Annotated in this window: 12 protein-coding genes; 2 read left to right on the forward strand and 10 right to left on the reverse strand. The window is 67.1% G+C overall.

What is annotated here, in order from left to right; genetic code table 11:
* The first annotated feature begins 44 nt into the window (after positions 1-44).
* Both MJ956_RS11200 and MJ956_RS11205 read left to right on the forward strand, forming a co-directional pair.
* Positions 45-821, forward strand: a complete 777-nt coding sequence (locus MJ956_RS11200) for an SDR family oxidoreductase (protein ID WP_253964548.1) — start codon at positions 45-47, stop codon at positions 819-821.
* A gap of 73 nt (positions 822-894) precedes the next feature.
* Positions 895-3,636, forward strand: coding sequence for an HAD-IC family P-type ATPase (locus MJ956_RS11205; protein WP_253964549.1), 2,742 nt, complete (start codon positions 895-897; stop codon positions 3,634-3,636).
* Positions 3,637-3,765: 129 nt separating this feature from the next.
* On the opposite strand, the gene glgP is transcribed toward MJ956_RS11205, so the two are convergent.
* The 10 genes from glgP to MJ956_RS11250 form a co-directional block, all read right to left on the reverse strand.
* Positions 3,766-5,460: an alpha-glucan family phosphorylase gene (gene glgP / locus MJ956_RS11210; RefSeq protein ID WP_253964550.1), complete on the reverse strand. Its 1,695-nt coding sequence runs from the start codon at positions 5,458-5,460 to the stop codon at positions 3,766-3,768.
* A gap of 32 nt (positions 5,461-5,492) precedes the next feature.
* The gene (locus tag MJ956_RS11215; protein WP_253964551.1) at positions 5,493-6,188 is read right to left on the reverse strand and encodes a CBS domain-containing protein; all 696 of its coding nucleotides are present in this window, start codon (positions 6,186-6,188) and stop codon (positions 5,493-5,495) included.
* Positions 6,188-7,243 carry a type II glyceraldehyde-3-phosphate dehydrogenase gene (locus tag MJ956_RS11220; RefSeq protein WP_253964552.1) on the reverse strand — a complete coding sequence of 352 codons (1,056 nt, stop codon included), beginning with the start codon at positions 7,241-7,243 and terminating at the stop codon, positions 6,188-6,190. The genes MJ956_RS11215 and MJ956_RS11220 overlap by 1 nt, the downstream gene beginning before the upstream one ends.
* A gap of 61 nt (positions 7,244-7,304) precedes the next feature.
* Positions 7,305-8,600, reverse strand: a complete 1,296-nt coding sequence (locus MJ956_RS11225; protein ID WP_279327038.1) for a class I SAM-dependent methyltransferase — start codon at positions 8,598-8,600, stop codon at positions 7,305-7,307.
* 38 nt (positions 8,601-8,638) lie between these two features.
* A complete protein-coding gene (locus MJ956_RS19000; RefSeq protein ID WP_423724841.1) occupies positions 8,639-8,920 on the reverse strand; it encodes a YHS domain-containing protein in 282 nt (93 codons plus the stop codon).
* A gap of 238 nt (positions 8,921-9,158) precedes the next feature.
* Complete coding sequence (gene ftsH, locus MJ956_RS11230; protein WP_253964553.1) at positions 9,159-11,060, reverse strand: ATP-dependent zinc metalloprotease FtsH; 1,902 nt, start codon at positions 11,058-11,060, stop codon at positions 9,159-9,161.
* A 274-nt stretch (positions 11,061-11,334) separates the two neighbouring features.
* Positions 11,335-12,066 carry a DUF2238 domain-containing protein gene (locus MJ956_RS11235; RefSeq protein WP_253964554.1) on the reverse strand — a complete coding sequence of 244 codons (732 nt, stop codon included), beginning with the start codon at positions 12,064-12,066 and terminating at the stop codon, positions 11,335-11,337.
* Positions 12,063-12,719: a methyltransferase family protein gene (locus MJ956_RS11240; protein WP_253964555.1), complete on the reverse strand. Its 657-nt coding sequence runs from the start codon at positions 12,717-12,719 to the stop codon at positions 12,063-12,065. The genes MJ956_RS11235 and MJ956_RS11240 overlap by 4 nt, the downstream gene beginning before the upstream one ends.
* 23 nt (positions 12,720-12,742) lie before the next feature.
* Positions 12,743-13,006: a DUF2933 domain-containing protein gene (locus tag MJ956_RS11245; protein WP_253964556.1), complete on the reverse strand. Its 264-nt coding sequence runs from the start codon at positions 13,004-13,006 to the stop codon at positions 12,743-12,745.
* Between the two features lie 66 nt (positions 13,007-13,072).
* Positions 13,073-14,614, reverse strand: a 1,542-nt coding sequence (locus MJ956_RS11250) for a copper-translocating P-type ATPase (RefSeq protein WP_253964557.1), incomplete at its 5' end; no start/stop codon positions are given.

Raw genomic sequence — 14,614 nt, forward strand, 5'->3', positions numbered from 1 at the left:
CGGGTTCTCGGCCCGCCGGAATCGACCAGAGAGGAGTCTAAAAGATGAGCAGAGTGCGAGACAAGGTGGCGATCGTGACAGGAGCCGCGCTGGGGCTGGGCGAGGCCTCGGCGCGGATGCTGGCGCGGGAGGGCGCAAAGGTGGTCGTCACCGACATCAAGGAGGAGGAAGGCGAGCGGGTGGCGCAGGACGTCGCCGCGGCCGGTGGCGAGGCAATCTATCTCCATCACGACGTCGCCGACGAGAGCGCGTGGCAGCGAATGATCCAGGCCACCCTCGACCACTTCGGACGGCTCGACGTGCTGGTCAACAATGCCGGCGTCGGCTGGGGTGGGCCGCCCGAGGAGGAGACGCTGGAGCGCTGGCGCCGGCTGATGAGCGTCAATCTCGACGGCGTGTTCCTTGGCACCAAGCACGCGATCCTGGCGATGAAGCGGAAGGATCCGCCGGGCGGCTCGATCATCAACCTGTCCTCAATCGAGGGTCTGGTCGGCGACCCCAATCTCGGCGCCTACAATGCGTCTAAGGGCGGCGTGCGAATGTACACCAAGTCGGTGGCGCTCTATTGCGCCAAGGCGGGGTTGAACATCCGGGTGAACTCGATCCATCCTGGCTACATCTGGACGCCGATGGTCGAGAACTACCTTGCCGAGAACGGCGACGTCGAGGAGGGCCGGCAGGCCCTTAACGCCCTGCACCCGATCGGTCATGTCGGCGAACCGGACGACATCGCATTCGGCGTGCTCTATCTCGCCTCCGATGAGTCGAAGTTTGTGACCGGCACCGAGTTGGTCATCGACGGCGGTTACACCGCCCAATAGGCGGCCTTCGCCCGCGCAGCCCGTTCACTCGCCCGCTTCAGGCCCCGCGCCGCCTTCGGCGCCGAGGGATGCGATGACCGACCTTATCCAGCAGCAACCGGCCGTCACAAATTCCGCTAGGCCCTGGCACGCCGTCCCCGTCGAGGAGGCTCTGCAGGCGCTCGCGACCGGTGACGACGGCCTGGACGGGCAGGAAGCTTCCCGGCGGCTGGCCGGGCATGGCCGCAACCGCCTTCCGGTGGCCAAGCCGCGCGGCGCGTTCCGCCGCTTCCTTGCGCAGTTCGACAACCTGCTGATCTACGTGCTGCTCGCCTCCGCCGCGATCACGCTGGCGCTCGGCCACGGCACCGACGCGGCGGTGATCGCGGCCGTCGTGCTCCTCAACGCCGCGATCGGCTTCGTGCAGGAGGGCCGCGCCGAGCGGGCGCTCAGTGCCATCCGCGGCATGCTGGCGCCGCACGCCTCGGTCATGCGCGGCGGGCATCGCCTCACCGTCGAGGCGGAGATGCTGGTCCCGGGCGACCGCGTGCTGCTCGATCCCGGCGACCGGGTCCCGGCCGACCTCCGTCTTCTTCGGACACGCAATCTGCGGATCGAGGAGGCGGCGCTGACCGGTGAATCGGTTCCGGTCGACAAGTCACCGGCGCCGGTCGCTGCCGAAGCGCCGCTCGGCGATCGCAATTCCGTCGCCTTCTCGGGCACGCTGGTCGCAGTGGGCCGGGGCGCCGGCGTGGTCGTCGCCACCGGCGCCGACACCGAGATCGGGCGCGTCAGCGCCCTGGTCGGTGCGGTCGAGACGCTCAGAACGCCGCTGCTGCGCCAAATGGACGGCTTCGCACGGCGCCTCACTTTCGTCATCCTCGGCCTGTCGGCGGCGGTCTTCGCGTTTGCCGTACTCGCCCGCGGCTACGCCACAGAGGACGCCTTCCTGGTTGTAGTCGGCTTGGCGGTGGCGGCGATCCCCGAGGGACTGCCGGCGGTGATGACGATCGCGCTCGCGATAGGGGTGCGGCGCATGGCGGCGCGTAACGCCATCATCCGGCGCCTGCCTGCTGTCGAGACTCTGGGCTCGGTCTCGATCATCTGCACCGACAAGACGGGTACGCTGACGCGAAACGAGATGACGGTGGCGGCGGCCGCGACATCCGTCGACACCTTCGCCGTGAGCGGCGAAGGCTACGGCCCGATCGGCGCCATCCGACGGGACGGGGAGGAGGTCGATCCGGAGATCCATCCGCCGCTCGTCGAGCTGGCGCGCGCGGCCCTGCTCTGCAACGACGCGGCCCTCCGGCGGACCGAGGGCGGATGGGTGGTGGACGGCGACCCGATGGAGGGCGCCCTGGTCGCCTTCGCAAACAAGGTGGGGTTCGACACGCAGACCCTGCGCCCACAGTTGCCGCGAAGCGACGAGATTCCCTTCGACGCCCAGCACCGCTTCATGGCGACGCTGCACCACGATCACGCTGTCGGGGCCTTCCTCTGCCTCAAGGGCGCGCCGGAGCAGGTGCTGGCGATGTCCGGCCGTCAGCGTGGTCCCGCGGGCGACGAGCCCCTCGACCCAGTCGCGTGGCGGGAGCGGGTGGAGGCGCTGGCGGCGCTCGGGCAACGGGTGCTCGCGGTCGCCACCAAGCCGATGCCGCCGGAAACGCGCGAGCTCGCCTTCGCGGACGCCGAAAGCGGCCTGACGCTGTTGGGCCTGCTCGGTCTGATCGACCCACCGCGCGAAGAGGCCGTCACGGCGGTGCGCGACTGCCAGGCGGCGGGCATCCGGGTCAAGATGATCACCGGCGACCACGCCGCGACCGCCGCCGCCATCGCCCGGCAGATCGGGATCGTAAATTCCGACTTCGTCGCCACCGGCGCAGAACTCGACGAACTCGACGATGCAGCCCTGCGCCGCACGGCGCACGATACCGACGTCTTTGCCCGCACCACGCCGGAGCACAAGCTGCGCCTGGTCGAGGCGCTTCAGGCCGACGGTGCGGTGCTGGCGATGACCGGCGACGGGGTTAACGACGCCCCGGCGCTGAAGCGCGCCGATATCGGCGTCGCCATGGGTCGCAAGGGCACCGAAGCCGCGAAGGAGGCGGCCGAGATGGTGCTGGCCGACGACAATTTCGCCTCCATCGTCGCGGCCGTGCGTGAGGGCCGGACGGTCTACGACAACTTGAAAAAGGTCATCGCCTGGACCCTGCCGACCAATGGCGGTGAGGCGCTGACCATCATCGGCGCCATCCTGATCGGGCTGACGCTGCCGATGACTGCGGTGCAGATCCTGTGGATAAACATGGTCACCGCGCTGGCGCTCGGGCTCACCCTGGCGTTCGAGCCGACCGAGCCGGGCGCCATGCACCGACCGCCCCGCGCGACCGACGAGCCGCTGCTGTCGGGATTCGTGATCTGGCGGATCATCTTCGTGTCGATTCTGTTCGTGATCGGCACGTTCGGGATGTTCTTCTGGGCCGAAAGCCGCGGTCTGTCGTTGGAGGAAGCACGCACGCTGGTGGTCAACACCATCGTGGTGATGGAAATCTTCTATCTGTTCAGCGTGCGCTTTCAGCACGGCCCCTCGCTCACCTGGAGCGGCGTGTTGGGCACGCCGGCGGTGTTGATCGGCGTGGGCCTGGTCATCTTGCTCCAGCTCGCTTTCACCTATGCGCCGCCCCTGCAGGCCCTGTTCGACACGCGGCCGGTGGGCCTCTCGGATGGGGTGGCGGTGGTCGGCGCAGGCGTCATCCTGCTAGCGGTTCTCGAGTTCGAGAAGCTGATACGGCGACGCCTCGGACGTTGGCGCTTTCGTCATGAGGCCGCATGAGAAGATGCACCGAACCCGGACGTCTACTGCCGGTTCGATCGCACGCCGAATGAGCGTAGCGGGTCGGCTGTCGGCCGGCTCGGCCACCGTAGCCTGCTTCTTCTACTCCTGTCGTCTTCGCTGCTCGCATCATCGGAGATAGGCCTCGCTCGCATAGCGGCGCATCATGCGCTGGCTGTTGAAGCGAGAGCCGATCTTGCTGATCGAGTCCTTCATCATCCGGATCCAGCGACCGCGGTCGGCGTGATAGAGCGGCAGGACCGTTCGTTCGAGCTTGTCGTAGAGGTCCTGGGCATCGTCCTCATGGCGCTGGTCGTCCTGGCCGATCGCCCAGCCGGTCACCCCCTCGACCCAGGCCTCGATCCACCAGCCGTCGAGGACGCTCAGGTTGAGGACGCCGTTCAGCGCCGCCTTCATCCCGCTGGTGCCCGACGCCTCGTAGGGCGGCAGCGGCGTGTTCAGCCACACGTCCGCACCGGCGACGAGTTTTTTCGCGAGTGTCATGTCGTAGTTCGGCAGGAATGCCATCGGGATGTCGCCCGCCAGGCTGCGCATGTGGGCGTGGATTTCGGCGATCAGAGCCTTGCCGCCCTCGTCGCGCGGATGCGCCTTCCCTGCCATTACCACCTGAAACGGATGCGTGCGGTTGATCGCCCGCAGCCGCTCCAGGTCCGTAAACAGCAGGTCCGGGCGCTTGTAGCCGGTCATTCGGCGGGCGAAGGCGATCACTGGCACGTCCGGCCTCATCGCCACGCCGGCCAGAGGCTGGATCTCGGCGAGCAGGTCGCCTTTGGCTTCCTGATGTGCCGTCCAGACGGCGTCGTCCGAAAGCTGGTCCGCCCCCAACAGTTCCTCCGGATCGTGCCCCCAGTCAGGGGCGATCTCCTGAAACAGCCGGACAAAGGCCGGGTGTGTCCAGGTCGGAGCGTGCACACCGTTGGTCACCGCCCGGATCCCGTAGCCAGGAAACATGCGCCGGGCCGTCTCGGCGTGGCGCATCGCGACCCCGTTCACGTATCCGCTCAGATTGAGCGCCAGGCGCGTCATGTTCAGGCGGTCGGGTCCCGCCAGCAGCTTCATCTGGTCCAGCGGTAGAAAGTCGCCGAGCAGACGCTCCGCATCTTCGTAGTCGAAGCGGTCGTGGCCGGCCTCGACGGGCGTATGGGTGGTGAAGACGCAGCGTTCGCGCACCCTGTCGGCATCGTAGCGCAGTGCACCGTCGCTCGGCCGGTCGCTCGGATGCCGATGCTCGCGCAATAGGCCAGCCGCGAGCAGCGCGGCGTGGCCCTCGTTGAGGTGATAGGTCTCGATGTCGAAGCCGAGCGCGTGCAGGATTCGCATGCCGCCGACGCCGAGCAAGATCTCCTGCTTGAGACGGTAGGCTTCGTCGCCGCCGTAGAGGCGATCGCTGATCGCGCGGTCGACGGGATCGTTGTGCTCCAGCCTTGTGTCGAGCAGGAGGACCGGGATCGCATGTCCGACCGGGCAGGTCAGAACGTACAGCCACGGCCGTACCCAAACCGCACGCCCTTCGATCCGAACGGCCACCATGGCGTCGAGCGGTGTCGCCCAATCCGCCAAATCCCACGGATCGGCGTGATCGACCTGCCGGCCGTCGCCATCGATCTCTTGGCGCAGATAACCCTCCCGGCTGGCGAGGGTCAGGAAGACCATCGGCAGTTCGAGGTCGGCGCACGACCGGGCGGTGTCGCCGGCGAGCACGCCAAGCCCGCCGGAATAGGTATGCATTTCCGGACGAAGGGCGATCTCCATCGAGAAATAGGCGATCCTCCTGCGCGGGAGAAAGGGGTCAATCGGCGACATTGCTTGGCTCCCTCAGCCGGAGACCGGTTCTCTCATTCCCATCCATACGCTGGAACGCTACTGACGTTCAGCTCCACGCCCTTCACGCCGGGCACGTTCTCGGCAGCGACTCGAAGTGCTTCGCCCTGTTCCTGCGAATCCACGAATCCCCAGATCTGGACGACGCCCTGCACGACGATGACGCTTACGCCGTAGGTCGGCGCCCAGTCGGCCGCCTGTATTTCTTCGAGGATCTGCTTTCGGATCGTCTCGTCCTCGACGGACGCGATGTCGGCCGGAGCATGGCGTTGCGCCGCAAGGCCGCGCAGCAGGTCGGCGCGGCTGACGATACCGACGACCTTTCCGTTGCGCAGGACCGGCACGCGCTTGATCCGCTTGGTCTCCAGGAGATGGGCGACGTCGCCCGCCGGCATGTCCTCCGTGACGGTGACCACGTCGCGGGTCATGACGTCGGCGGCGGAGCGGCCATGCGTCTTCACGTAGTCCGCCGCGTTCTCGCCGGATCCCGCGAAAAGCCGCAGCCACCAGGAGCCGTGCCGATGGCTGCCGTCTTCCGCGCGACGCAGGAAGTCGCCTTCGCTCACCATCCCGACCAGCCTTCCGGCGCTATCGATCACCGGTACGGCGCTGACGTGCCGTTCGAGTAGAAGCCGCGCCACGTCCGACACGCCGGTCTCCGGCGCGACCGAGACGACGGGCGTCGTCATGATGTCCTTCGTCTGCATCATCATCGTCCTCCCAGCGCATCGACGACCGCGCCGATCCCCAGGGCGGCGTTCGTCTTGGCAATAGATTCGTGAGGATCGCGCACCTGCCCGACCAGAGCCCGGATCGCATCCACCGTCTCGGGAATGACGATCGCCTGGTTGTCGACCATGTAGCCGTAGAAGAGCTCGTCGCCTTGCACCTTCAGCATGTCGGCCCAGAGCGCCACCTCGTAGAGGTTGTCGTGCGGGCGGCCGAGATCGGCCATCAGCTCCTTGACCGCGTTGATCGCCGTCAGCCCGTCCGCCATGCGGATCAGCGCGATGCGCGGCGACGCGCGGAAGGCGTCCAGCACCTCCTCCGTGTCGGCCGATCGCGTCAGCTGCACCGCCCAGTAGTGCAGGTGCGCCAGCGTCTCCGGCACCTTCACGGCCATGGTGATGACGTCGAGGTCGGGATCGACGCTCTGGGCGTCGGGCCCCTGGTGGCTCGGGATCTCGGGCTCGGGCACCAGCGTGTTCATGATGCCGCCCAGATGGCTCTCCCATGGGTCGGTGGCGCGGCGCAGCAGCGTGCCGCGCGCCCGGCGCAGCAGCCCGGCATGCTTCAGCGCCGTGAGGGTGCGCACGATCGAAGTGGTGTTGCAGGAGACGACGCGCGTGCTGTCCCGGCCCAGCGCGCTCTCATAGCTGGCCTCGGCGACGAAGGAGTGGCCAGTCACTTCGTGCTTTTCGCCACCCTGGACGATGAACTTCATGCCCTTCTGGCGGTAGAGCTCGACGTTCTTCGCCGCCACGCGCTTCGGCGTGCAGTCGACGACCACATCCGAAGCGCCGAGAAGGTCGTCGAGGGTGCCGGCGACATCCAGCCCGGCATCGCGCATCGCCTGTGCTTGCTCGCTCGCGGCGCCGTAGAGCCGGAAGCCCTTCTGCGTCACCATTCGCGCCCGCCAGTCGGCACTGATGTCCGACACGCCGGCCAGCTCCATGTCCTCCTGTTGGGCCACTGCATCGGCGACGCGCTTGCCGATCACGCCGTAGCCGTTGACGGCGACGCGGGTCTTGCTGCTTGTGTTCATGTCTTTCTCCTCAGGTGAGCGTGGAAACTCTTCGTTGGCTCCGGGGCATTCGGGGCGGTCCTCATGCCGGGACGTCCTCCGCCATGACGTCGCGGCGCTCCCGGTCGGTGATGTAGTCGCGCGTCAGTGGCACTGCGTCGCGTCGGCGCACGAGCTGGAGCTGGAACACCATCATCGGGCCGTTGCGGAACGCGGCCTCGCAGACCGCCAGGTAGAACTCCCACATGCGACAGAAGCGCTCGTCGTAGATGGCTTGCGCGCGGTCGCGGTTGGCCTGGAAGCGCTCGAGCCAGTGCCGCAGCGTCTCCGCATAATGCAGCCGCAGGATCTCGATGTCGGTGACCCAAAGTCCCGAGCGCTCGACGGCCGCCAGGACCTCCGACAGCGCAGGGCAATAGCCGCCCGGAAAGATGTATTTGCGCAGCCAGGGATCGGTGGAGCCGGGCGGATCGGCCCGTCCGATCGCATGCACGAGGACGATGCCGTCCGGGTTCAGGCGGTTGCGCAGCGTGTCGAAATAGGTGCGGTAGTGCGCCACCCCGACGTGCTCGAACATGCCGACGGAGACGATCCGGTCATAGGTTCCCTGCTCCTCCCGGTAATCACGCAGGGCAAAGCGCACATGGGAGGACAGGCCCGCGGCGACGGCACGCTCAGTTGCGACGGCGAGCTGCTCCTGCGACAGCGTGAGACCGGTGACGTCCACCCTAGCGGTCTGCGCCATCTCCAGTGCGAGCCCGCCCCAGCCAGAGCCGACGTCCAGCACGCGCATGCCGGGCTCGAGCAGGAGCTTCGCCATGATGTGGCGCTTCTTTTTCTCCTGTGCTTCCTCGAGCGTCTCGGCGCCGGTCTGGAAATAGGCACAGGAATACTGACGGTCGCGGTCGAGGAACAGATCGTAGAGCGCGCCCGACAGATCATAGTGATGCGCGATGTTGGCGCGCGCCCGCCCGAGGCGATTGTCCTGCTGAAGCCTGCGCAGCATGCGATCGAGCTCGCCCCGAACCGCGCCGATCGGATGCCGGCCGAGGGCTTCGAGATTGCTGGTGCAAAGGTGGAGGAGGTCTCGCAGCGTCCCTTGCTCGATCGTAATCGTACCATCCATGTAGGCTTCGCCCACGGCCAGCGACGGGCGAAGAAGGATACGCATCGGCAACAGCGGATCGTGAATTCTGACCGAGACGTCTGGACCGCTGTCGCCAGGGCCAAAGGGGTGGACCCGGCCGGCCGCATCGATCACCGTCAACCGGCCGGTCCGGATCATTTCGGTGAGAAGTCGAGAGAAGAAGGGCAAGGGAGAGCAGGCGGCTCCCTCGGGATACGCGGCCGGAACATCTGTCGGGGGCTGAGTGGCCATTTTTTACTTCCGCGGACCTGATTGTGTCTTCCGCGCGATCACTGCGCAGGTCGAGATGGCTTCCCGGCTTCGCCATGGAGCGGGGCTCGCTCATGACGCGACGCGGCATAGCGGTCTGGCGCGGCCAGGAATGCGGCGCGGCAAGCGGCGGAGCAGAAGAAATATGCCCAGCCGCGATGCTCGACCGGCTCGGCCTCTCCGAGTTCAACTGTCTTCCCGCAGACCGAATCCGTTACCTCCATTCCGTGACCTCCTCTCTGAAGAACCATGCCTTTGCCAGCGACGCCCGTTCGCCCGGCAACGAACGCGCACCGGAGCATCAGCACCCACAAAGACGTTCTTCGCACCTGCGCGTAGTGAACAGGCGTCGTTATCCCGAAAAGACGCGGAAGCTTTGAAGTCCTTACAGCGGAACCTCGCGCAGATTCGGTGCCGTCCTTCTGGTCGCTCGTGAAGCGCTTCCGCGGCCCCGGAGTCCCCCTTCATGCTCAAGGCCGGCGGAAGCTTACCCGTGCCTCTCCAGGTTTCGCTTCCGGCTCACTCTGGACCCAGTGTCCATCATCCGCGCTGAACAGCAGTGGCTGCGGCCAGGCCGACGCCCGGCGGGGCGGCAGTCAAGCCGCCCGCATCGCGGGCGACAGATCGATCGATCGTCTCAAGGTCTTCGGACGAAAGCGTTTCCTGGTTCAACAGGTTCTGCGCCGCACGACCAAGCAGGTCGCGGTTCGTCGAAAGGATCGACACGGCGCGCAGGAACGCCGTCTCCACCAGTTCGCGCACGGCGGCATCGATCCCCGAGGCCGTTTCCTCGCCGTAGCGCCGCGGCTGCCAGCTCGCTCCGGCCGGCCCGCCGAGAAAGGGCGCGGCGTCCGTCTCGTACGCGACCTGCCCCAGTTTCGGGTCCATGCCGAACCGCGCCACCATGCTCCGCGCAATCTCGGTGGCCTTGACGAGGTCGTCGGCCGCCCCCGTCGAGACTTCGTCGTAGACGAGGCTCTCCGCTGCTCGCCCGCCGAGGAGGACGGCCATGCGGTTCATCAGCTCCTTCCGGTCCATCAGAAAGCGGTCCTCGAGCGGACGCTGGATGGTGTAGCCGAGCGCCGAGACGCCGCGCGGGATAATCGACACCTTCTGCACCGGATCGACGCCCGGCAGAGCCATCGCGACCAGGGCGTGCCCCATTTCGTGATGGGCGACGACGTCCCGCTCGTGCGGGTTCAGAAGGCGGTTCTTCTTCTCGAGGCCGGCGACGATGCGCTCGATCGCCTGCGTGAAGTCCTCAAAGCCGATGCTCTCGGCATTGCGGCGCGTCGCCAGCAGCGCCGCCTCGTTGACCAGATTCGCAAGGTCGGCGCCGGTGAAGCCCGGTGTGAGCGCCGCCAGATCCTCAACCGGCAGGTCCGGTGCCAGCTTCACCTTTTCCAGGTGGACCCTCAGGATTGCGACGCGGCCCTGCTTGTCCGGCCGGTCGACGAGCACCTGGCGATCGAAGCGGCCGGCGCGCAGCAAGGCCGGATCGAGGACCTCCGGGCGGTTCGTCGCCGCAAGCAGGACGGTGCCGACGCTCGGGTCGAAGCCATCCATCTCGGTGAGGAGTTGGTTGAGCGTCTGCTCCTTCTCGTCGTGACTGCCCCCTGGCAGCATCGCGCCGCGGGCGCGCCCGAGCGCGTCGAGCTCGTCGATGAAGATGATGGCCGGAGCCTGCGTGCGCGCCTGCTCGAACAGGTCGCGGACGCGGGCGGCGCCGACGCCGACGAACATCTCGACGAACTCGGAGCCCGAGATCGAGAAGAAGCGCACACCGGCTTCGCCCGCCACCGCCCGCGCGAGCAGGGTCTTGCCGGTCCCCGGCGGTCCCACCAGCAGCACCCCCTTCGGCATGCGCGCGCCGAGCCGGCCGTAACCCTGGGGGTCCTTGAGGAAGGCGACGATCTCCCGCAGCTCGTCCTTCGCTTCGTCGACACCGGCCACATCAGCGAAAGTCACCTTGGTGTCCTTCTCGACATACACCTTGGCCTTGGACTTGCCGATGGCCATCAGGCCGCCCCCATGCCCCATCGCCATCGGCCGAACCAGGAACATCCAGAGCAGGAGGAAGAGGAGCATCGGCATGAGCCAGCTCGCAACGCTCTGTAGAAGGCCGGGACCGGGCTCGCCGGAGAAGGTGATCCCCTTGCTGGCGAGGGAATCCGCCAGATCCTTAGGCACGCGCTCCACCATGAAATGCTGCGGCTGGCCCTCCTGCGCTCCCGCCGGGCCTCCCGGCGCCGTATAGGTGCCGGTGATCCGGTCCGGGCCTATGACGAGGTCGGTGACCTTGCCTTCGTCGACGAGCTGCTGGAACTCGTTGTAGGGGATCGTCTCGATGTGAGTCGGCTGGAACAGCAACTGCTGGATCCAGATCACCGCGAGGGTGGCGGCGATGACGTACCAGAAACTGATCTGATGCTCGCGTTTCACGGACCGGTTTCACCAATGCTGTGTGCCGGCGCGCGATGCGCTGCCGGCGAGAACGAATAGTGTCGGAATAACCGCTGGAACCTCAGCGATGTAGCGGCGGTGGCCGTCACCGAACGCGGCCAGCGCCGCGTGCCCACCGCCGAAGCGGCGGCGAATCCTCCGAAAGCGATCATCTCCTCCAGTTCTCCCGCGCCCGGCAGGGTCGATCCCTGGCTTCGGCCGCAGTTGGCCGCGTGGCGTAGCTCGCATCCCCGGATGGTGCTCTCCTTCGCCCTCATGCGGAGCCGATCCGTTCCGCGAAGCGATTCCAGCGCGCGAGGCTGCGCTTCGAACGCCGCATGTAAAGGGCGCCGAAAAGGCCGCCGAGAAGGCCGCCCAGCCCGTCCACGATCAGATCCCACATGGTATCATCGAGCGGCTCCATCACAGGCGATCCTTGCGCACCGGCGCCCAGGGTGGCGTCCGCCCCGAATTCGGCGATCTCCCAGAGCGCCCCCGCGCCGAGGGTCAGCAGGAAGATCGCAGTGAGGTTCAGGACGAAGCCAGTCCGTATTCGACAGGTCATTCTCAGCGCATAGATCGCCAGGAATGAGATGATCGCCAGCAGGCCGGAATTGCCGAAGTGGATCAGCTTGTCATAGAACGGCAGCGTTCCGTAGAGGTCGAGAAGTCGGCCGAGCGTCATGTCGGTGACCAGCCACCAGAGGACGAACAGTTCGATCTCGACGGGAATGGTCAGCCTGCTGGAGCGCGCGAGCAGGGAAGGCGCGAGGATGAGCGTCAGCGCGCCGAAACAGAGAAGCCCGTAGAGAACCGCGCCCTCCAGAAGGTGGAAGGCGCCCGTCGCCAGAATGAGGGCGCGCAGGAGCCAGGCAAGCCGGATCTCCCACGGCGCGGCCACGCCCGGCTCGTCGCGTTCGGTCTCCGCCGGGCCGGAACCGTGCCGCGGCGCCGCCTCCGTCTCCCGACGAGGCCCCGAAGCGTGCGCAAGGCCGCGGAGGCTCACGACGGCCTCCGCGCCGACAGTCGGCCCAGCCTCGGGATGAACCCGGGCACGTCGGCCATGTAGCGGCGGTAGTCCTCACCGAACTCGGCCAGCGCCGCCCGCTCCTCGCCCTTCGCCAGGCGCACATACATGAAGACGAGGACCGGGAACATCGCCAGCGTCAGCAGCGTCGGCCATTGCAGCAGGAAGCCGAACATGACGAGGATGAAGCCCACATATTGCGGGTGGCGCACATGGGCATAGGCGCCGGTTGTCGCGAGCGTGCGCCGGCGCTGCGCGTCATAGAGCACCTTCCAGCCGGCCGAGATCAGCACGAAGCCGCCGCCGATGAAGGTGAAGCTCAGCAGGTGGAACGGACCGAAATGCGGGTTGGCCTCCCAGCCGAACAGCATCTCGAGGAGATGCCCGGCATCGTGCGATAGCCAGTCCACGCCAGGATAGTTGCTCTGCAACCAGCCCGAGAGCAGGTAGATGGTCAGGGGGAAGCCGTACATCTCCGTGAACAGTGCCACCAGGAAAGCGCTGAATGCGCCGAAGGAGCGCCAGTCGCGGTCTGTCCTCGGCTTGAAAAAGCTGAAGGCGAAGAGGATGAAGATCGCCGAGTTCAATACGACCAGGAACCAGAGGCCGTAGGCGGGGGCGCTTTCGGTCATCGCAATACGTCCGTTCCGTAGGTTCAGTGGCGATGGTCGCCGGGTTCCCGGCCGCCTCCCGGCGGAGGGCCGTTTTCGTCGCTGCCAGACCCGTGACCCCCATGACCCCCATGCATGAAGAAATGCATGCCAATGCAGAGACCGAGGAGGAGCAGCAGCGGCCCGACACCGATAAGGTGCGCCCAGTGTTCGGAGACGAGGTAGAAGCCGCCCACGGCGAGGAAGACCAGCAGGACCATGTTTGCGCGCGAGGCGAAGAATCCGCGCCGGTTCTCTCCATGATCCATGCTATCCTCCCACGCTGCCCGCAGCGTCGCTGCGCAATCTGAAGATCGTCGCCCCGTCCCGGCAGCTCATCCGACCGCCTCCGCAGGGCGGGCACTTACCGCCGCGTCGGGCCCGCCGCGATCAATGCCCTCCAATCGCGTGCGCTTGAGTAGCAGGGCGTTGACCGCGACCAGCGCCGAGCTGCCCGACATGGCGAGCGCCGCGACCGCGGGGCTGACGACGAGGGGATAGAACACACCGGCGGCCATCGGAAAGGCGACGACGTTGTAGGCGACCGCCCAAAACAGGTTCTGATGCATCTTGCGCAAGGTCGCGCGCGACAGCTCGATCGCGCCGACGATGTCGTAGGGATCGCTCCTCATCAGCACGACGTCGGCGCTCTCCATCGCGACGTCGGTGCCGGCGCCGATGGCGAAGCCGACGTCCGCCTGGGTCAGCGCCGGCGCGTCGTTCACGCCGTCGCCGACCATGCCGACCCGCTTGCCCTGGGCCTGCAGCTCCTTGACCTTGTCGGCCTTCTGGCCCGGCAGTACGTCGGCGAGCACGATCTCGATGCCGAGCTCTGACGCGATACGCTTGGCGGTGCCCTCATTGTCGCCGGTCAGCATCGCCACTTCGACGCCGCGCTCACGCAGCTTGGTGACCGCCGCCTTGGCGCTCGGGCGTGGCGCGTCGGCGATGGCGACGAGGCCGAGGATGCGGCCGCCGCGGGCGACATGCACCACCGTGCGACCGGCGCCCTTGAGCCGCTCCGCTTCCTCCGCGAGCGCGCCGAGCTCGATCTTCTCTTCATCCATGAGCCGGCGGTTGCCGAGGAACACCGTCTCGCCTTCAATCTCGGCTCGCGCGCCCTTGCCCTCCAGATTGAGGAAGGCGCGCGTCTCCGGCACGTCGAACCCCTCGGCGCGCTCGACGATCGCCAGAGCGAGCGGATGATCGGAGCCGCGCTCGACCGCCGCTGCCGTCCGCAGCACCTCGTCCTCCGTCCGGCCCCCGGCCGCGACGACTTCGACGACGCGCGGCTGGCCCATGGTCAGCGTGCCGGTCTTGTCGAAAACGATCACATCGAGCTTGGTGGCGTCCTCGAGCGCGCCTGCGTTCTTGAACAGGATGCCGTGCGTGGCGCCGAGCCCGGTGCCGACCATGACGGCCATCGGTGTCGCCAGCCCGAGCGCGTCCGGGCAGGCGATGACGAAGACGGTGATCGTCAGGGTGAGGGCGAACAGTAGCGGCGAGCCGATCCACCAGAACCAGACCGCGAAGGTCGCGAGTCCGATCAGGATGGCGATCAGCACCAGCCATTGCGAGGCCCGGTCGGCGAGGAGCTGCGCCGGCGCCTTGGAGTTTTGTGCCTCCTGCACCAGCTTCACGATCTGAGCCAGCGCAGTGTCTGCGCCGACCTTGGTCGCGCGGTAGCGGAAGCTGCCGCTCTTGTTGATGGTGGCGCCGATGACTTGGTCGCCCGGCCCCTTGTTCACCGGCATCGACTCGCCGGTCAGCATGGATTCATCGAGCAGCGATTCCCCCTCGACCACTTCCCCGTCGACCGGAATCTTGTTGCCGGGCCGGATGATCACGGTCTCGCCGGCTTGGACCTCCGAGGGCGG

The organism is Aurantimonas marianensis (assembly GCF_024195285.1).
Classification (GTDB): domain Bacteria; phylum Pseudomonadota; class Alphaproteobacteria; order Rhizobiales; family Rhizobiaceae; genus Aurantimonas; species Aurantimonas marianensis.